The 16,964-nt window shown below is 71.2% G+C and carries 16 protein-coding genes; 7 read left to right on the top strand and 9 right to left on the bottom strand.

Annotation, left to right across the window (positions count from 1 at the left end):
* Positions 1–393 precede the first annotated feature (393 nt).
* Positions 394–1,035 (bottom strand): DNA-3-methyladenine glycosylase, encoded by a 642-nt coding sequence (locus ACZ4UB_RS39070; RefSeq protein WP_468077979.1) that lies wholly within the window; start codon positions 1,033–1,035, stop codon positions 394–396.
* Between the two features lie 104 nt (positions 1,036–1,139).
* Here ACZ4UB_RS39070 and ACZ4UB_RS39065 point away from each other — a divergent pair, with 104 nt between their 5' ends.
* The 3 genes from ACZ4UB_RS39065 to ACZ4UB_RS39055 all read left to right on the top strand — a co-directional run bounded on the left by ACZ4UB_RS39065 (position 1,140) and on the right by ACZ4UB_RS39055 (position 3,156).
* Positions 1,140–1,922 (top strand): sporulation protein, encoded by a 783-nt coding sequence (locus ACZ4UB_RS39065; protein ID WP_354382301.1) that lies wholly within the window; start codon positions 1,140–1,142, stop codon positions 1,920–1,922.
* Positions 1,923–1,971: 49 nt separating this feature from the next.
* Positions 1,972–2,505, top strand: a complete 534-nt coding sequence (locus ACZ4UB_RS39060; protein ID WP_468077977.1) for a YbhB/YbcL family Raf kinase inhibitor-like protein — start codon at positions 1,972–1,974, stop codon at positions 2,503–2,505.
* Positions 2,506–2,652: 147 nt separating this feature from the next.
* Positions 2,653–3,156: an HNH endonuclease gene (locus tag ACZ4UB_RS39055; RefSeq protein ID WP_354382299.1), complete on the top strand. Its 504-nt coding sequence runs from the start codon at positions 2,653–2,655 to the stop codon at positions 3,154–3,156.
* Positions 3,157–3,226: 70 nt separating this feature from the next.
* Here the strand turns inward: ACZ4UB_RS39055 and ACZ4UB_RS39050 are convergent, their stop codons facing one another.
* From ACZ4UB_RS39050 to ACZ4UB_RS39035, 4 genes are all read right to left on the bottom strand, one after another.
* Positions 3,227–4,003, bottom strand: a complete 777-nt coding sequence (locus tag ACZ4UB_RS39050; RefSeq protein WP_468077974.1) for a sulfite exporter TauE/SafE family protein — start codon at positions 4,001–4,003, stop codon at positions 3,227–3,229.
* Positions 4,004–4,081: 78 nt separating this feature from the next.
* Positions 4,082–5,038 (bottom strand): SPFH domain-containing protein, encoded by a 957-nt coding sequence (locus ACZ4UB_RS39045; protein ID WP_351049571.1) that lies wholly within the window; start codon positions 5,036–5,038, stop codon positions 4,082–4,084.
* A gap of 95 nt (positions 5,039–5,133) precedes the next feature.
* Positions 5,134–5,565 (bottom strand): NfeD family protein, encoded by a 432-nt coding sequence (locus tag ACZ4UB_RS39040; RefSeq protein WP_468077972.1) that lies wholly within the window; start codon positions 5,563–5,565, stop codon positions 5,134–5,136.
* Between the two features lie 55 nt (positions 5,566–5,620).
* Positions 5,621–6,415, bottom strand: a complete 795-nt coding sequence (locus tag ACZ4UB_RS39035; RefSeq protein ID WP_354382296.1) for an ABC transporter ATP-binding protein — start codon at positions 6,413–6,415, stop codon at positions 5,621–5,623.
* Between the two features lie 144 nt (positions 6,416–6,559).
* Between ACZ4UB_RS39035 and ACZ4UB_RS39030 the strand changes: the two genes are divergently transcribed.
* Positions 6,560–7,342 (top strand): hypothetical protein, encoded by a 783-nt coding sequence (locus tag ACZ4UB_RS39030; RefSeq protein ID WP_468077969.1) that lies wholly within the window; start codon positions 6,560–6,562, stop codon positions 7,340–7,342.
* 81 nt (positions 7,343–7,423) lie between these two features.
* Here ACZ4UB_RS39030 and ACZ4UB_RS39025 read toward each other — a convergent pair whose 3' ends face one another.
* From ACZ4UB_RS39025 to ACZ4UB_RS39015, 3 genes are all read right to left on the bottom strand, one after another.
* Positions 7,424–7,669 carry a chaplin gene (locus ACZ4UB_RS39025; protein WP_354382313.1) on the bottom strand — a complete coding sequence of 82 codons (246 nt, stop codon included), beginning with the start codon at positions 7,667–7,669 and terminating at the stop codon, positions 7,424–7,426.
* 149 nt (positions 7,670–7,818) lie between these two features.
* Positions 7,819–8,487 carry a response regulator gene (locus ACZ4UB_RS39020; protein ID WP_468077967.1) on the bottom strand — a complete coding sequence of 223 codons (669 nt, stop codon included), beginning with the start codon at positions 8,485–8,487 and terminating at the stop codon, positions 7,819–7,821.
* Entirely contained in the window at positions 8,480–9,664 is a 1,185-nt protein-coding gene (locus ACZ4UB_RS39015) for a GAF domain-containing sensor histidine kinase (RefSeq protein ID WP_468077965.1), read from the bottom strand. The genes ACZ4UB_RS39020 and ACZ4UB_RS39015 overlap by 8 nt, the downstream gene beginning before the upstream one ends.
* Before the next feature lie 680 nt (positions 9,665–10,344).
* Here ACZ4UB_RS39015 and ACZ4UB_RS39010 point away from each other — a divergent pair.
* Positions 10,345–11,004 (top strand): transglycosylase SLT domain-containing protein, encoded by a 660-nt coding sequence (locus tag ACZ4UB_RS39010; RefSeq protein WP_354382292.1) that lies wholly within the window; start codon positions 10,345–10,347, stop codon positions 11,002–11,004.
* A 114-nt stretch (positions 11,005–11,118) separates the two neighbouring features.
* Here the strand turns inward: ACZ4UB_RS39010 and ACZ4UB_RS39005 are convergent, their stop codons facing one another.
* Positions 11,119–13,623, bottom strand: coding sequence for an ABC transporter ATP-binding protein/permease (locus tag ACZ4UB_RS39005; protein WP_468077962.1), 2,505 nt, complete (start codon positions 13,621–13,623; stop codon positions 11,119–11,121).
* A 228-nt stretch (positions 13,624–13,851) separates the two neighbouring features.
* Here ACZ4UB_RS39005 and ACZ4UB_RS39000 point away from each other — a divergent pair, with 228 nt between their 5' ends.
* Together ACZ4UB_RS39000 and serB are read left to right on the top strand one after the other, a co-directional pair.
* The gene (locus ACZ4UB_RS39000; RefSeq protein ID WP_468077960.1) at positions 13,852–15,582 is read left to right on the top strand and encodes a streptophobe family protein; all 1,731 of its coding nucleotides are present in this window, start codon (positions 13,852–13,854) and stop codon (positions 15,580–15,582) included.
* 69 nt (positions 15,583–15,651) lie between these two features.
* Complete coding sequence (gene serB / locus ACZ4UB_RS38995; RefSeq protein WP_468077958.1) at positions 15,652–16,851, top strand: phosphoserine phosphatase SerB; 1,200 nt, start codon at positions 15,652–15,654, stop codon at positions 16,849–16,851.
* Positions 16,852–16,964: the final 113 nt, after the last annotated feature.

The raw sequence follows: 16,964 nt of genomic DNA, 5'->3' as shown, positions 1-16,964 counted from the left end.
TTTCCTCCGGGCTTCGTTCTTCGTTTCCGACTCTATCAGACTCTTTCGTGTCCGATTCCCGGTCGAAGCGGGATCCTGCTTTTCGCTTTCCAGGTCTTCGCTTTCGCGTTTCCCTTTCCGGCGATTCCAACTCTACCAGATTCTTTTCCCGCTCCGTTTACCGGAGTTGAATTCGAATTCGGTGGCCGTTGGGGGCCTTGCCTTTCGGCGTGTCCACTACGTTAGCGGTTTTCCCTGGTGGCTCATAATCGAGCCGCCGGTTTGAATTCAGGCATGCCGAATTCAGCCCCGTCAGGGTGATCGCAGTAGTGGGTTGGCCGCCTCCGGAGGGCTGCAGAAGCAGTGCTCCGTATCAAGCGGCTCGGGCTACGTTAGGCGTCGGCCAGGAGTGAGTCAAGTTGAGCGGCGGCGTGGCGCATGGGCTCGGTACGGGCTCACCGTGGGGTCCCGGGTGATCCAGAACCGGTACGGATGCTCCGCGCCGGCGCCGCCCACTCCGGTGCGGGGGCCGGTGCTGACCAGGTCGGAATCCACGGGCGTGCCCGCGAGGACGGACAAGGGGGCGGCCCCGCCCGTGCAGAGGTCGACGCCGTCCAAGGAGCGGTCGACGGCCAGGGCGGTCGCGAGCCGGGCCGGGCCTTTGGCCAGTTCCTTGTCGGCTTTGGCCGAGAGTCGACGTTTGCGGGCCAGCTCGGTGCCCACGGTGATCTCGCCGGCTCGGAGCAGGACACCGCTCGCGCGGTCCGCCGGCCCGCACACCAGGTTGAGGCTGAACCACATGCCGTAGATGAAGTAGACGTACGCGTGTCCGGGTGGACCGAACATCGACGCGTTGCGCGCGGTGCGGCCGCGGTAGGCGTGGGAGCCGGGGTCGTCCTCCCCCTCGTACGCCTCCACCTCCGTGATCCGCAGTTCCATCGGCCCCTCTGGGGCTCGGCGGACCAGGGTGCGGCCCAGGAGGTCCGGGGCCACGGTCAGTGCCGGGCGGTCGAAGAAGGCCCGGGTCAGGGGCGTACGGTCGGGGCGCGCGCTCATCCGGTCGAGCGTAGTGGAACGCCTGCCGCGGCGACCGGGCCTTAGGGTTCCGCGTGTGTAGGGGTACGTCCGTGCAGTGCACGTCTTCAAGGGGAGTCAGGAACATGGGGTTCAGGAAGCTGCTCGCGAGCCTGGGTGCCGGTGGTGCTTCGGTGGACACGATCATCACCGAGCCGAACGTGGTGCCCGGTGGGGTGGTCCAGGGCGAGGTCCGCATCCAGGGCGGGTCCGTGGAGCAGCAGATCGAGGGGCTGAACATCGGCCTCCAGGCACGGGTCGAGGTGGAGAGCGGCGACCAGGAGCTGAAGCAGGACATCGTCTTCACCAAGCAGCGGCTCGGGGGCGCCTTCCAGGTGCAGGCGGGCGCGCTGCACGTGGTGCCGTTCAGCCTGGAGGTTCCGTGGGAGACCCCGGTGACCCACTTCGGGGGTCAGCACCTGCACGGGATGAACATCGGGGTGAGCACCGAGCTGGAGATCGCGCGGGCGGTCGACGCGGGTGACCTGGACCCGATCAACGTGCACCCGCTGCCGGCGCAGCAGGCGCTGTTGGACGCCTTCGGGCAGCTCGGCTTCCGTTTCCGCAGCGCGGACATGGAGCGCGGGCACATCCGCGGGACCCGGCAGACGCTGCCGTTCTACCAGGAGATCGAGTTCCTGCCGCCGTCGCAGTACCGGGGGCTGAACCAGGTCGAGCTGACCTTCGTCGCCGACGGCCACGAGATGGACGTCGTGCTGGAGATGGACAAGAAGCCGGGGCTGTTCTCCGAGGGCAGCGACACCTACCGCTGCTTCCAGGTCGGGCTGCAGTCCTACCAGGGGACGGACTGGGCGGGTTACCTCAACCAGTGGATCGCTTCCGTCGGTTCGCAGCGCAACTGGTTCTAGGCTCTTTTCCGTACGACGACGTACGGGTTCCGTCAACGGAGGTTGAGCAGTGTCCGACCAGAGCAGAGCGCCCCTTCCGCACGCCTTCCACCCCGAGGTGCACGCCTTCACCGTCGAGAGCAGTGACCTCGCGCCGGGGGCGGACCTCGGCGACGCGCAGGTGCTGGCGGGCGGGAACCTCTCGCCGCAGCTGCGGTGGGAGGGGTTCCCGGAGGGGACGAAGAGCTTCGCGGTGACCTGCTTCGACCCGGACGCTCCGACGGGCAGCGGGTTCTGGCACTGGGTGCTCTTCGATCTGCCGGCGTCGGTCACCGAGCTGCCGGCCGGGGCGGGCAGCGGTTCCTTCCCGGGGCTGCCGGCCGGGGCCGTGCACGTGCGCAACGACTACGGCACCCGTGACTTCGGCGGGGCGGCGCCGCCGGCCGGGGAGCGCCACCGGTACGTGTTCACCGTGTACGCGGTGGACACCGAGAAGCTGGGGCCGGACGCGGACGTCTCGCCCGCCGTGATCGGGTTCAACCTGCGCTTCCACACGCTGGGGCGGGCCCAGTTGGTCACCGAGTTCGAGGCCCCGGCGGGCTGAGTTCTCCTAGCGTTTGCCCGGTCCTGGTCTAAAGACGGCCAGGACCGGGCATTTTTATTGCGTTGTCCCCGGTGGCGGGCGCGGCCAGAGTGGTTCCGGGCCCCGTCGCCAGGGTGGTCGCGGGCCTGCACACGGGAGGTGGGCGAGATGCGGGACACGCTGGTGCTGAATGCGAGCTTCGAGCCGCTGTCGACGGTGACGCTGAACCGGGCGGTGGTCCTGGTCCTTCAGGACAAGGCCGTCGTCGAACAGTCGCATCCCGAACTCCGTGTGCGCGGCGCCACGATGGACCTTCCGATGCCCCGGGTGATCCGGCTGTGCAGGTACGTCAGGGTGCCCTTCCGAAGACATGCTCCCTGGTCACGGCGGGGTGTGCTGGCGCGTGACCAGCACCGGTGCGCTTACTGCGGGAAGCGTGCGACCACCGTGGACCACGTGGTGCCGAGGGCTCAGGGTGGTGGCGACACCTGGTTGAACACGGTGGCCTCCTGCGCCGTGGACAACCACCGCAAAGCGGCCCGGACTCCGGAGGAGGCGGGGATGCCGTTGCTCCGCAGGCCCTTCGTGCCGTCTCCGGCGGACGCGATGCTGCTGGCCATGGGGGCGGGCATCCGGGAGGAGCTGCCCGAGTGGCTGGAGCGGATCGCGTAGCCGGATGACGTCCGCTGCCCGCTGGGCGTACGCAGGATCTACGTCTCGATGCGTAGATTTCCTACGTCGCTCAGCGGAGCAGTAGCTGGACGATGGCCACGAGCCCGACCACGACGATGAGGGCTCGCAGGGCGGTCGGCGGGAGCCTGCGGCCGACCTTGGCGCCGATCTGTCCGCCGAGCGTGGAGCCGACCGCGATGAGCAGGACGGCCGTCCAGTCGAATGCGGCGACGAAGAGGAAGAACACCGCCGCGATGCCGTTGACCAACGCCGCGACGATGTTCTTGACGGCATTGACCCGCTGCATGTCCTCGCGGAGCAGCGAGCCCATCAGGCCGAGGTAGAGCACGCCCTGGGCGGCACCGAAGTAGCCGCCGTAGGCGCTGGAGAGCAGCATTCCGGTCAGCAGGACCGGACCGCCGTCGGGGTGCGTTCCCTCGCCTCCGGCGGCTTCCTGGCGTCGGCGCACGGAGGCGGCGATCCGCGGTTGGAGGACGACCAGGACGAGGGCCAGTCCGATCAGGACGGGCACGATCGTGTCGAAGGAGTCGGACGGCAGGTTCAGGAGCAGGACGGCCCCCGCGAGCCCGCCGACGAGGGACACGGCGCCCAGGCGCAGGATCCGACCGCCCTGCCCCTTGAGCTCCTTGCGGTAGCCGATGGCTCCGCTGATCGAACCGGGCACCAGGCCGAGCGTGTTGGAGACGTTGGCGGTGACCGGTGACAGGCCGGTGGCCAGGAGCACCGGGAAGGTGATCAGGGTGCCCGAACCGACGATGGTGTTGATCGTGCCGGCGCCGATGCCGGCCGCGAAGATCGCGAGTGCTTCCCAGATGGACAACGCCATCCCCCTTGCATGAGTGGGTCGCCTCCCCGCCGTGAAGGTCGAGGGGCCGGACCGATCATGCACGAGGGAGGGTGAGTCCTAGTCGATCGGGGGCTGTTCGCGGCGGTCGGGGGCGGCCGGCTGCTCGTCCTTGCGGTGCAGGCCGTTGGAACCGCCGCCCATGGGGCCGAAGTTGCCGATGGCTCCGCTGAGCCCCTTGAGGGCGTCGCCGATCTCGCTGGGGACGATCCAGAGCTTGTTGGCATCGCCCTCGGCGATCTTCGGGAGCATCTGGAGGTACTGGTAGGCCAGGAGCTTCTGGTCCGGGTCTCCGGCGTGGATGGACTCGAAGACCGTACGGATCGCCTGGGCCTCGCCCTCGGCCCGGAGCGCGGCGGCCTTGGCGTCACCTTCGGCGCGCAGGATCGAGGACTGCTTCTCGCCCTCGGCGCGCAGGATCTCGGACTGGCGGACACCTTCGGCCTGGAGGATCGCGGCGCGCTTGTCGCGGTCGGCGCGCATCTGCTTCTCCATCGAGTCCTGGATGGAGGTCGGCGGCTCGATCGCCTTCAGCTCGACGCGGTTGACGCGGATGCCCCACTTGCCGGTGGCCTCGTCGAGCACGCCGCGCAGGGCCGCGTTGATCTCCTCGCGGGAGGTGAGGGTCCGCTCCAGGTCCATGCCGCCGATGATGTTGCGCAGGGTGGTGACGGTGAGCTGCTCGATGGCCTGGATGTAGCTGGCCACCTCGTACGTCGCGGCGCGGGCGTCGGTCACCTGGTAGTAGATGACCGTGTCGATGTTGACGACCAGGTTGTCCTGGGTGATCACCGGCTGCGGCGGGAAGGGGACGACCTGTTCGCGGAGGTCGATCCGGTTGCGGATCGAGTCGATGAACGGGACGACGATGTTCAGGCCCGCGTTGAGGGTGCGGGTGTAGCGCCCGAACCGTTCGACGATGGCCGCACTGGCTTGCGGGATCACCTGGATCGTCTTGACCAGTGCGATGAAGACGAGGATCACCAGAATGATCAGGACGATGATGATCGGTTGCATGCGGTTCCCCGTGCCCTTCCGGCTGTCTGTGCTGCCCCGTTGAGCGGAGTCTCGCAGACCGGGGGCCCGCGAGTCGGGTGCTTGGTCACATGACGTCACATGACGACGGCGGTCGCCCCGTCGATCTCCACGACGTCGACCTGCTGTCCGGGTTCGAAACTGCTGTCCGCGTCCAGGGTGCGGGCGGACCAGATCTCCCCGGCGAGCTTGATCCGGCCGCCGCTGCCGTCGACCCGTTCCGTGACGACGGCGCTGCGACCCCTCAACGCGTCGATGCCGCTGCGGTGTTGGGGTCGTTGGTCGCGGTGCCTGTTGGCGATCGGGCGGACCACGGCGATCAGCGCCACCGAGACGACGGCGAAGACCAGGAGCTGTACGGCCACTCCCCCGCCGAGTGCGGCCGTGACCGCCGCGGCGATCGCGCCGACGGCGAACATGCCGAACTCCGGCATCGCGGTGACGACCAGGGGGATCCCCAGCCCGACCGCGCCGACGAGCCACCACACCCATGCGTCGATGTTGGTCACATGGTCATGGTAGGTCGGGTGGGCGCGGTCCGGACAGGGTGCGCGGGGACGGGGCTCAGCGGAGCGGCAGGCCCTGGGCGGTCCAGCGGTCGTTCTCGTTGCGCTCGACGAGCAGCGGCAGGCCGAAGCAGAGGGAGAGGTTGCGGGAGGTCAGTTCGAGGTCGATGGGACCGGCGGTGACGACCTTGCCCTGGCGGATCAGGAGGACGTGCGTGAAGCCGGGGGCGATCTCCTCGACGTGGTGCGTGACCATGATCATGGAGGGGGCCAGCGGGTCGCGCGCGAGGCGGCCGAGGCGGCGGACGAGGTCCTCGCGGCCACCGAGGTCCAGGCCGGCGGCGGGCTCGTCGAGGAGCAGCAGCTCGGGGTCGGTCATCAGGGCGCGGGCGATCAGGGTGCGCTTGCGCTCGCCCTCGGAGAGGGTGCCGAACTTCCGGTCGAGGTAGTCCGTCATCCCGAGGCGGTCGAGGAAGGCGCGGGCGCGCTGCTCGTCGATGTCCTCGTACTCCTCCTGCCAGGTCGCGGTCATGCCGTAGGCGGCGGTGAGCACGGTCTCCAGGACGGTCTGGCGCTTGGGGAGCTTGTCGGCCATCGCGATGCCGGCGACGCCGATGCGCGGGCGCAGGTCGAAGACGTTGACCTTGCCGAGGGTGCTGCCGAGGATGGTGGCGCTGCCGCTGCTCGGGAAGAGGTAGCTGGAGGCGACATTGAGCAGGGTCGTCTTCCCGGCGCCGTTGGGGCCGAGGATCGCCCAGCGCTCCCCCTCCTTGACCGACCAGGAGACCTGGTCCACCAGAGCGCGGCCCTCGCGGACCACGGATACGTCCACCAGTTCCAGAACGTCGCTCATGAGCGTGTTGTCTCCCCTTGCAGTGTCGGTTCTCTTGTGCGCCTGTAGGCGCAGCCCCAGGGGAAAACCTACGCCACTCGGAGGGGGCCGCGGTCGCCAGGCCGAGCCCGACCGGTTCCGGGGGCGGGTTACTAAGGTGGGGGGATGCTTGTGGAACCACGTTCAGGGCGGCTGGCCGCCTGGGGGAACTCGTTGTTGGCCGGCCTCGTCTCGCCCGACGACGCCGTCTTGTCGATCGTCGGTACGGATGCCGTGCACCGGGTGGCGGGGCTGCCGGGCGAGGGCGGCCCGGTCGGGCTGACGCTCGCGCTCGGGCGGCTGCGGGCCATGGGGGTCACCGGCCTGCGCGTGGCACTGCCCGCGCCGGGGCATCCGCTGGGCCTGAGCGGCCCGCCGGATTTCAACGCGCGGGCGCTGGAGGCCGAGGAGGCCGTGGTCGCCGTCGGTGCGGCGCTGGGGCTCGTACCGGAGGTGACGGAGGCCGGGCCCGCGGGCGACGTGCACGTCGAGGTGGTGTGGCACTGCCTGCCGGTGCGGGAGGCCCCGCCCGCGGACGTGCCCTCGCTGGGCGAGGCGGAGCGGGAGCTGGCGGAGGCGCTGCGGGAGGCGACGGTCGTGCTGACCCGGCTGGACGTGGCGGCCTCGGGGCCGGTGGCCGAGGCGGCGATGTCGGCGTACCGGGCGCGGGCGGAGGCGGGCCGGGAGGTGCTGGCCCCGGGCTATCCGCCGCGGGCGGTGCGGGTGCTGTCGCTGGCGCAACGGATCGCCCTGCTGGTGTCCCTGGCGTACGAGCGGGGGCACGGCGGGGCGGTGGCCGCCTCCGAGATGGCCGCGCGCACGGAGGCCCTGCGGCCGGTGGAGCGGGTGGCCCGGCGGGCCCAGGTGGCGGCGTACAACGCGTACGTGGAGGAACGGGAGCGGGGGTGAGCCCCGGCGGCCTTGGCGTGCCGGGGCCCCCGCTTCCCCGGGGAGAGAGAGGGGGAAGGGGGGCCGCGGTACGCGGGGGCGTTAGTTGTTGACGCCGGTGTTGCCGAAGGCGCCGTTCAGCAGGCCGATGACGTTCACGGTGTTGCCGACCGCGTTCACGGGGACGTGTACGGGGACCTGGAGCAGGTTCCCGGAGGCCACGCCGGGCGAGTTCAGGGCCTCGCCCTCCGCGGACGCACCGCCGTGCGCCGAGGAGACACCGGCGCCGACGGCGACGAGGCCACCCGCGATCATGGTGACGGCTGCGGCCTTCTTGATGTTCTTCACGTTCTCGTCCTCCAGTACGTCTGCCGCGGCGAGCCGCCGCGGCACGCCCTGGAGAACGGGTCCGTCGGCGATCGGGATACGCCATGTGGGCGACATACACCCGACCGTATGAATCTCAGTCCGGAAGCGGGACGGTCGGATCCGGCCGGTCAATCGGCGATCCCGTGCCTGACCGCCCACAACGCCGCCTGCGTGCGGTCGGCGACGTCCAGCTTCATCAGGATGTTGGACACGTGCGTCTTGACCGTCTTCTCGGAGAGGACGAGGGCCCGCGCGATCTCCCGGTTCGAGCGGCCGTCGGCGATGTGCCCGAGGACCTCGCGCTCCCGGTCGGTCAGCGATCCGCCGCGGCCCGGGGTCGAGCCCTGCTCGTCCTGGGAGAGCAGCGCCTCGGCGACCTCCGGCTGGAGCAGGACGTGCCCGGCGTGGACGGAGCGGATGGCTCCGGCCAGCGCGTCGGGGTCGATGTCCTTGTAGACGTAACCGGCGGCGCCCGCGCGCAGGGCGGGGACCACGGTGCGCTGCTCGGTGAAGCTGGTGACGATCAGGACCCGGGCGGGGTTCGCCAGCTCGCGCAGCCGGCGCAGGGCGTCGAGGCCGTCGGCGCCGGGCATCTTGATGTCCATGAGGATCACGTCGGGCCGCAGCTCCTCGGCCCGGGCGGCTCCCTCCGCGCCGTCGGCGGCCTCCCCGACCACCTCGATGTCGTCCTGTACCTCCAGGAACGTGCGCAGGCCGCGCCGGACGACCTGGTGGTCGTCGACGAGCAGCACCTTGATGGGGGCGGTACGGGCCGTACGGGCCGGCGTGTCAGCCACCGGGCACCTCCATTTCGATCGTGGTGCCCGCGCCGGGCACCGATTGGACGGTGAGGCGGCCGCCGGCGCCGCTCGCCCGGTCGCGCATGGAGACCAGGCCGAGGTGGCGGCCGGCCTTGTGGACGGCCCGGGGGTCGAAGCCGGTGCCGGTGTCGACGATCTTCAGCAGCGCCCCGCCGCCGGGGGTGCGGGTCAGGGTGACGGCGACCCGGTCGGCGCCGGAGTGGCGCAGGGCGTTGTGGAGGGCCTCCTGGGAGACCCGCAGGAGCGCCTCCTCCTGGGAGGCGGGCAGGGCGCGCACGCCGTCGCAGAGGAAGGTGACGTGGGCGCCGTGGGCACGGTCCAGGACCTTGACCTGGTTGCGCAGGGTCGCGACGAGGCCGTCCTCGTCGAGGGCGGTGGGGCGCAGCTCCACGACGGCGGCCCGCAGCTCGTCGGCGGCCTCCGCGGCGAGGGCGGCGACCTGGTGCAGCTCCTCCTTCGCCCGGGCGGGGTCGCGGTCCATCAGGGCGGTGGCGGCCTGGGCGGTGAGGCGCAGCGAGAAGAGCTTCTGGCTGACGGCGTCGTGCAGCTCGTGGGCGAGCCGGGAGCGTTCCTCGGCGATGGTCAGCTCGCGGCTGCGTTCGTAGAGGCGGGCGTTGGTCAGGGCGATGGCCGCGTGCTGGGCGAGGATGCCGAGGAGGGACTCGTCCTCTTCCGTGAAGCCGCCCCCTTCTTCCGCGGGGCGGGCGTCCGGGCCGCCGTCGGGGCGGGCGCCGCGCTTGTTGGCGAGGAAGAGGGCGCCGAGGGTCTCCTCGCCGTCGCGGATCGGCAGGCCGAGGAAGTCGGACATGTCGGGGTGGGCCGCGGGCCAGCCGCCGAAGCGCGGGTCCCGGCGCACGTCGGCCAGCCGCTCGGGGGTGTCCTGGTGGAGCATCGCCGCGAGGATGCCGTGCTGGCGGGGCAGCGGGCCGATGCGGCGCCACTGCTCCTCGCTGATGCCGTCCACGACGAACTGGGCGAAACCGCCGTGGTCGTCCGGGACGCCGAGGGCGGCGTACTCGGCGTCGAGGAGCTCGCGGGCCGAGACGACGATCGTCTTGAGCACGTCGCGGACCTCCAGGTGCCGGCTCATGGCGAGCAGTGCGGTGCTCACCGCGGCCAGCCCGGTGCGGGTTCCGTCGGGTCCGTTGCGCATGGGGTCACCGTACTCGCGGCCGTGACCTGCGGAATCGGGCCCGAGACCTAGGGCGTCTCTTTCGGATCTTGTCGGTCGAGCCCGCGGCGTCTGGTGCCGTGGATGGCCGTGCTGCCGGGGCGCTCGTGTACTGGACGTACTCGGTCGCCCCGGCAGTGCGGCCAGGCTCGGTGCCAGGCGTCGCGGGCCCGGCAAGATCCGAAAGAGACGCCCTAGGGCCGGCGTGCACGACCTAGGTCCGCGGGTGGGCGCCGGTCATGCCGGGGGCGGGGCGCCGTACGTCCGGAGGAGGGCGGGGAGCGGGGGTCCGTCTGCCTCGCGCAGGAGGATCCGGGTGCCCGGTGTCCGACTCAAGGAGGAGAACGCTCACCATGCGCATTGCTTGCGCAACGCACGGTGAGACCGTTACCCGCTCGATGTGAGCCCGCACATAGGACGCAGATCACTTACGAAGCTGCCTAGTGGACAGATAAAGGTCCTGTCAGGGCTGATGGGAGTGGCTCTGGGGTCCGACGGCGGGTCGCGGTCGGCGCCCCTGATCCACTATCGCGCTTCGTATGTCACACCTTTGCCACAGGATTTTGCCGCCGCTAACAATGGCTCCCGTCGCACAGCGCCGCGGATCAACACCGCCGCGGCGCTTTCCTGCGGCCCCCGCTATTCGAAGAGGTTGCTCACGCATGTCCGAGACCAGCACCCCCGGCCACAGTCGTCTGACCAAGGGCCACAAGCTGTCGATCGCCGGTGTCGCCACCCTCGGCGCCGCGGCCCTCGCGTTCTCCCTCGTTCCGGCCGGAACGAGCGGGGCCACCGAGACGGTCGTCGCCGCCCCCGTGGCGTGGACCCAGGCCGTGGACGGCGCGCAGGCGAAGACCCTGCAGCAGCACCTCACCGCGCAGCAGGTCGTCGCGGACAAGCAGGCCAAGGACGCGGCGAAGGCCAAGGCCGACGCGGCGGCGAAGAAGGAGCGCGCGGACAAGGAAGCCGCGAGCCGCTCCGCCGCGCGCAAGCCCATGTACGCGAACAACCTTGACGGATGGATCAAGGAGTCGCTCGCGATCATGAAGGCGAACAACATTCCGGGCTCGTACAACGGGCTCTACAAGAACATCATGCGCGAGTCCAGCGGCAACCCGCGCGCGATCAACAACTGGGACATCAACGCCAAGAACGGCATCCCCTCGATGGGTCTGCTCCAGGTCATCCGCCCGACCTTCCTGGCGTACCACGTGGCCGGCACCCCGCTCGACCAGTACCACCCGGTCGCCAACATCGTCGCCGCGGCCAACTACGCCGCCGACCGCTACGGCTCGATCGACAACGTCAACAGCGCCTACTGAGCCCCGCTCGGCCATTGACGTCACCCCAAGCCCCCATGCGCCACAGGGCGGCCCCCGGAGTTCCGGGTGCCGCCCTGTGGCGTTCGTGCGTGCGGGTCGCGCCGCGCGTGCGGGTTACTTGCGCATGACCTCGGGCTCGTGGCGGCGCAGCAGGCGCGCCACCGCGAAGCCGCAGGCGATGCCGATGAGCAGCAGGATGGTGATGTTCAGGCCCCACTGGCCGACCGAGTGGTCCCACAGCGGGTCGGTGTTGGTGGGGTTGTCGCGGTCCCACGGCGGCATGAGCTTGCCGAGGTTCAACGTGGTGCCGGCGGCCGCGATGGCCCAGCGGGAGGGCATCAGCCAGGCGACCTGCTCCAGGCCCACGGAGTCGTAGACCTTGAAGAGGATGCCGGTGAACACGACCTGGACGATCGCGAACATGACCAGCAGCGGCATGGTCTTCTCGGCGGTCTTCACCAGCGAGGAGATCACCAGGCCGAACATCATCGAGGTGAAGCCCAGCGCCGTGACGGACAGGCACAGCTCGACGGCCGGCGGCATGAGCAGGCCCTCGGTGGGCAGGTCGCGCGGGATGAAGCCGATCGCGCAGATGACCACGCCCTGGATGGCCGTGATGACGCCGAGGACGATCACCTTGGACATCAGGTACGCCGACCGGGACAGGCCGGTGGCGCGCTCGCGCTCGTAGATCACCCGTTCCTTGATCAGCTCACGGACCGAGTTCGCGGCGCCCGAGAAGCACATGCCGACGCAGAGGATCAGCATGATCGTGCCCGCGTCGCCGTTGAAGTTCGACGGCGGGGTCGGGGGCGCGAGGCCGAAGGTGGCCGGGATGACCGTGGAGACCACGCCCAGGACCGCGGGCAGGATCAGCATCAGGCCGATGAAGCCCTTGTCCGAGGCGATGACCGAGGTGTAGCGGCGGATCAGCGTCCACAGCTGCGAGCCGTAGCCCTGCGGCTTGGGCGGGCGCATCTGCTGCGCGGGCGGCATCGCGACCGACTGCGGGGCGACGGCGTCGATGTCGGCGGCGTAGAGCTGGAAGTGCTGCGAGCCCTTCCAGCGGCCGGCCCAGTCGTAGTCGCGGTAGTTCTCGAAGGCGGAGAACACGTCGGCCCAGGTGGTGTAGCCGAAGAAGTTCAGCGCCTCGTCCGGCGGGCCGAAGTACGCGACCGATCCGCCCGGTGCCATGACCAGCAGCTTGTCGCAGATGGCCAGCTCGGCGACCGAGTGGGTGACGACCAGGACGGTGCGGCCGTCGTCGGCGAGGCCGCGCAGCAGCTGCATGACGTCGCGGTCCATGCCCGGGTCGAGGCCGGAGGTGGGCTCGTCCAAGAAGATCAGGGACGGCTTGGTCAGCAGCTCCAGGGCCACGGACACGCGCTTGCGCTGACCACCGGACAGCGAAGTGATCTTCTTGTCCTTGTGGATGTCGAGCTTGAGCTCGCGCAGCACCTCGTCGATGCGGGCGGCGCGCTCGGACTCGGCGGTGTCGCCGGGGAAGCGGAGCTTGGCCGCGTACTTGAGGGCCGTGCTGACCTTCAGCTCCTTGTGCAGGATGTCGTCCTGCGGGACCAGGCCGATGCGCTGGCGGAGCTCCGCGAACTGCTTGTACAGGTTGCGGTTGTCGTAGAGCACGTCGCCCTGGTCGGCGGGCCGGTAGCCGGTGAGCGCCTTGAGCAGGGTGGACTTGCCGGAGCCGGAGGGGCCGATGACACCGATCAGCGACTTCTCCGGGACGCCGAAGGTGACGTCCTTGAGGATCTGCTTGCCGCCGTCGACCGTGACCGTGAGGTGGCGGGCCGAGAAGGAGACGTCACCGGTGTCGACGAACTCTTCGAGGCGGTCGCCGACGATCCGGAAGGTGGAGTGGCCCACGCCGACGATGTCGTTGGGACCGAGCAGCGCCGTCCCGGACTTCGCCAGCGGCTGGCCGTTGACGTAGGTGCCGTTGTGGCTGCCGAGGTCGTGGATCTCGAAGCGGCCGCCCGGCATCGAGCGGAACTCCGCGTGCAGGCGGGAGACCTGGAGGTCGGAGACGACCAGCTCGTTCTCCAGCGCGCGGCCGATGCGCATGACGTGGCCCAGTTCCAGGTGGTGGAACGTGGTCGGGCTGCGGTCGCTGTAGCCCTGGCCGCCGGGCTGCTGCTGCGGTGCGCCCTGCTGCTGCGGGACGTGCGGCTGCTGCGGCGGCTGGTACTGCGGGGCCGCCTGCTGCTGCGGCGGCTGCTGGTACGCCTGCTGCTGCGGGGCGGGCTGCTGCCACGCCTGCTGCTGGGCCGGCGCCTGGTGGGCGGCGGCCGGCTGCGGGGCGGCCGCCACCGCGGCGACGGTGAGATTCAGCCGCGGCCCGTCCTGCGCGTTGCCGAGGTGCACCGGCGTTCCGGGCACCAACTCGGTCTGCTGGACCCGGGCACCGTGCACATAGGTGCCGTTGGTGCTGCCGTGGTCCTCGATCCCCCAACCCCGTCCGTTCCAGCTGATGGTGGCGTGGCGCCACGACACCCTGGCGTCATCGATCGCCACGTCACCCTGGGGGTCGCGCCCCAGGGAGTACGACCTGGACGGATCGAGCGTCCAGGTCCTGCCATTCAATTCCAGTACGTGTTCCGGCACTCCAGCCCCACTTTTTGTCCCCCGAGGATCCCCCTGACGTCAGGGAGTCTAGGGATGGCGAACATCCGGGGGAACTATTTCAGGCCCGGGGCCACAAGGGGAATCCGGGCTGCGCCGAAACCGTCTACGAGGCCGTAGCGCGGCCCTACGGAGGCCCGTTGACGGGGTCGGAAATCCGCCCGAGAGTGGTAAGAGCCCACATAGGGGACGGGGATCGGGGGTCCGCCCATGCACCGGATGCGTTGGGGCGAGGCGGTTCTGTCCGCCGTGGCCGCCGTCGGTTGGTCCCTGATCGTGATGGTCGGGGTCGCCGCGCTCGGGCTGCACCTGCTCGGCGCGGACGCGGCGGGCGGCTCGCTCGGGGCGATGACGGCCGCCGTGGTGGTGCTGGCGATGGGCGGTTCGGTCACCCCGACCGGGGACGTGTCGGTCTTCGGCGTGGCCGGGGCGGGGGCGCGGACCGGCCTGGACGTCATGCCGCTCGGGGTGGCGCTGGCCGGGGCGCTGGTGCTCGGCTTCTTCTTCCTGCGCTCGCTGCGGGTGGGCGCGGGGCCCGCCGAACTCGGTGCGCGGGCCGCCCTGGTGGCCGGCCTCCTGGTCGCGACGGCGGGTGCGCTCGGGTGGTTCGGACACGATGTGGTCACCCTGGACGGGGCGTTGCTGCCGCGGACTCCGGCCAAGGTGGTGATCCCGGGGATCGGGGACGTCGGCGGGCTGCTGCCCGACCGGGTCGGGGACCTGATCGGGGCCCGGGCCCGGGTGGGCTTCGCGGTGGAGACCGGGCCGACGCTGGGGGGCGCGGCGGTGTGGGTGTGCGGGGTGCTCGCGGTGGCGCTGCTGGCTTCGCGACGCGGGCCGGCGGTCCTCGCCCGGCTGCGGCCCGCGGTGTCGGCGGTGCTGGCGATGGTGCTGGTGGCGGTGGCGGCCGGGCTGGGCGCCGCGGTGTGGGCGGCGGTGGGGGACGCGCATCCGGGCCGGGTGCTGGGGGCGGCGCTGCTGGGGGCGCCGAACGGGGCCTGGGTCGGGGTGCTGCTGGGGCTCTTCGTGCCGTTCGACGGGCGGGTGAGCGGGGACGCGGGGCGGCTGCTGCCGGATCCGGTGGACCGGTTGTTCGGGGTCCCGGGGGCGGGGTCGGGGTCCCGGGTGGTGACGGTGGGGCGGCTGGCGGAGTACGACCAGCGGGTGTGGCTGCTGGTGGTGGGTGTGGCGCTGCTGCTGCTGTACGCGGGGACGCTGGCGGCCGTACGGACTCCCGGGCGCGGGGTGGTGGGGTGCGCGGTGCGGCTGGGGGCGGTGGTCGGGGTGGCGCTGGGGGTGCTGGTGTGGCTGACGGGGGTGTCGGTGGATGCGTCGTTGGCGGTGCTGGGGGTGGATGCGGTGGGGGCCGGGGTGGGGCTGCGGGGGGATGTGGCGGTCGCGGTGGTGCTGGGTGGGGTGTGGGGGGTGGTGGCGGGTGGGGTGGGGGCGGTGGTGGTCCGGGGGGCCGGCCGCGGTGCCTCTGGCGGTGCCTCGGATGCCGGCGGGGTTGGATTTGGGTCGGCCGGTGCCGGCGGGGGCGACGAGGGGGGTGCGGTGCCGGGGGACGGTGCGGACCGTGGGGCCTCCGGCGGCGCCTCAAACGCCGGCGGGGCTGGAATTGGCGGGGCCGGAATCGGGCCGGCCGGTGGCGGCGGGGCTGGAATTGGCGGGGCCGGAATCGGGCCGGCTGGTGGCGGCGGGGCTGGAATTGGCGGGGGTGGGTTTGGGCCGGTTGGTGACTTTTATCGGGATTACGGACCCTATGTGCCCTCCGCGTTGTCTGGGCCGGTGCGCGGGCGGCCCAACCCGTATCGGGACTCCTCGGCGGGGAGCCCGGGGCAGGCCGGGGATGAGACGGTTGCGGGGGTGCCTGTGCGGCGGCGGCGGCCGTTCACGCCTCCGGCGCCGCCGGGGCCGCCGCCCAGTGCGCCGCCGCGCTGAGCGGCACGGCGTCCGCTGGGCGGGACGGGGGATCACCTACGGGACCGGGGAAGATACGGTGAGGTCACCATGAGCGCTTCGCAGACCTCCGACGTCCCCACCCTCCTCGTCAAGATCTTCGGCAAGGACCGTCCCGGGATCACCGCCGGGCTGTTCGACACCCTCGCCGCCTACTCCGTCGATGTCGTCGACATCGAGCAGGTCGTCACCCGTGGCCGCATCGTCCTGTGCGCCCTCGTCACCCGGCCCGAGGTGGGCGGTGAGGGCGACCTGCGCGCCACCGTGCACAGCTGGGCCGACTCGCTCAAGCTGCAGGCCGAGATCATCTCCGGTACGGGCGACAACCGGCCGCGCGGTAGCGGTCGTTCCCACGTCACCGTGCTCGGCAATCCGCTGACCTCCGAGTCCACGGCGGCCATCGCCGCCCGGATCACGGCGACCGGCGGCAACATCGACCGCATCTTCCGCCTGGCCAAGTACCCCGTCACCGCCGTCGAATTCGCCGTCTCCGGCACCGAGACGGAGCCCCTGCGCACCTCGCTGGCCCTGGCCGCCAAGCACATCGGGGTGGACGTGGCCGTCGTATCGGCCGGTCTGCACCGCCGGGCCCAGCGGCTGGTCGTCATGGACGTGGACTCGACCCTCATCCAGGACGAGGTGATCGAGCTCTTCGCCGCGCACGCGGGCTGCGAGGACAAGGTCGCCGCCGTCACCGAGCAGGCGATGCGCGGTGAGCTGGACTTCGAGCAGTCGCTGCACGCCCGCGTGGCCCTGCTGGCGGGCCTGGACGTCTCGGTCGTGGACAAGGTCCGCGCGGAGGTCCGGCTCACCCCGGGCGCCCGGACCCTGATCCGCACGCTGAAGCGGCTGGGCTACCAGGTGGGCGTGGTCTCCGGCGGGTTCACCCAGGTGACCGACGACCTGCGCGAGCGGCTCGGCCTGGACTTCGCCGCGGCCAACACGCTGGAGGTCGAGGACGGCAAGCTGACCGGCCGGGTCACGGGCGAGATCGTGGACCGCGCGGGCAAGGCGCGGCTGCTGCGGCGCTTCGCCGCGGAGGCCGGGGTGCCGCTGGCCCAGACCGTGGCCATCGGCGACGGCGCGAACGACCTGGACATGCTGAACGCGGCCGGGCTGGGCGTGGCCTTCTGTGCCAAGCCGGTGGTCCGCGAGGCCGCGGACACCGCCGTGAACGTGCCGTTCCTCGACGCGGTGCTGTACCTGCTCGGGATCACCCGGGAAGAGGTCGAGGCCGCCGACCTCGCGTAGTCGCGTCCGTACGCGCGCTCCGCTCCCTACGACGACGGCGGGGGGGGGGGGGGGGGGGGGGGGGGGGGGGTGGGTGGATCTCTTGGGACCATAATACGATTATCCCATGGGCG

It is taken from the genome of Streptomyces sp. NPDC028419 (assembly GCF_055565515.1).
The sequence above is the reverse complement of the archived record's forward strand: the minus strand, read 5'-3'. Positions and strand labels throughout refer to the sequence as shown.

Coding starts and splice junctions, on each gene's coding strand:
- ACZ4UB_RS39070 (WP_468077979.1), bottom strand. CDS start 1,035: ATGAGCGCGCGCCCCGACCGTACGCCCCTGACCCGGGCCTTCTTCGAC.
- ACZ4UB_RS39065 (WP_354382301.1), top strand. CDS start 1,140: ATGGGGTTCAGGAAGCTGCTCGCGAGCCTGGGTGCCGGTGGTGCTTCG.
- ACZ4UB_RS39055 (WP_354382299.1), top strand. CDS start 2,653: ATGCGGGACACGCTGGTGCTGAATGCGAGCTTCGAGCCGCTGTCGACG.
- ACZ4UB_RS39050 (WP_468077974.1), bottom strand. CDS start 4,003: ATGGCGTTGTCCATCTGGGAAGCACTCGCGATCTTCGCGGCCGGCATC.
- ACZ4UB_RS39045 (WP_351049571.1), bottom strand. CDS start 5,038: ATGCAACCGATCATCATCGTCCTGATCATTCTGGTGATCCTCGTCTTC.
- ACZ4UB_RS39035 (WP_354382296.1), bottom strand. CDS start 6,415: ATGAGCGACGTTCTGGAACTGGTGGACGTATCCGTGGTCCGCGAGGGC.
- ACZ4UB_RS39030 (WP_468077969.1), top strand. CDS start 6,560: ATGCTTGTGGAACCACGTTCAGGGCGGCTGGCCGCCTGGGGGAACTCG.
- ACZ4UB_RS39015 (WP_468077965.1), bottom strand. CDS start 9,664: ATGCGCAACGGACCCGACGGAACCCGCACCGGGCTGGCCGCGGTGAGC.
- ACZ4UB_RS39010 (WP_354382292.1), top strand. CDS start 10,345: ATGTCCGAGACCAGCACCCCCGGCCACAGTCGTCTGACCAAGGGCCAC.
- ACZ4UB_RS39000 (WP_468077960.1), top strand. CDS start 13,852: ATGCACCGGATGCGTTGGGGCGAGGCGGTTCTGTCCGCCGTGGCCGCC.
- serB (WP_468077958.1), top strand. CDS start 15,652: ATGAGCGCTTCGCAGACCTCCGACGTCCCCACCCTCCTCGTCAAGATC.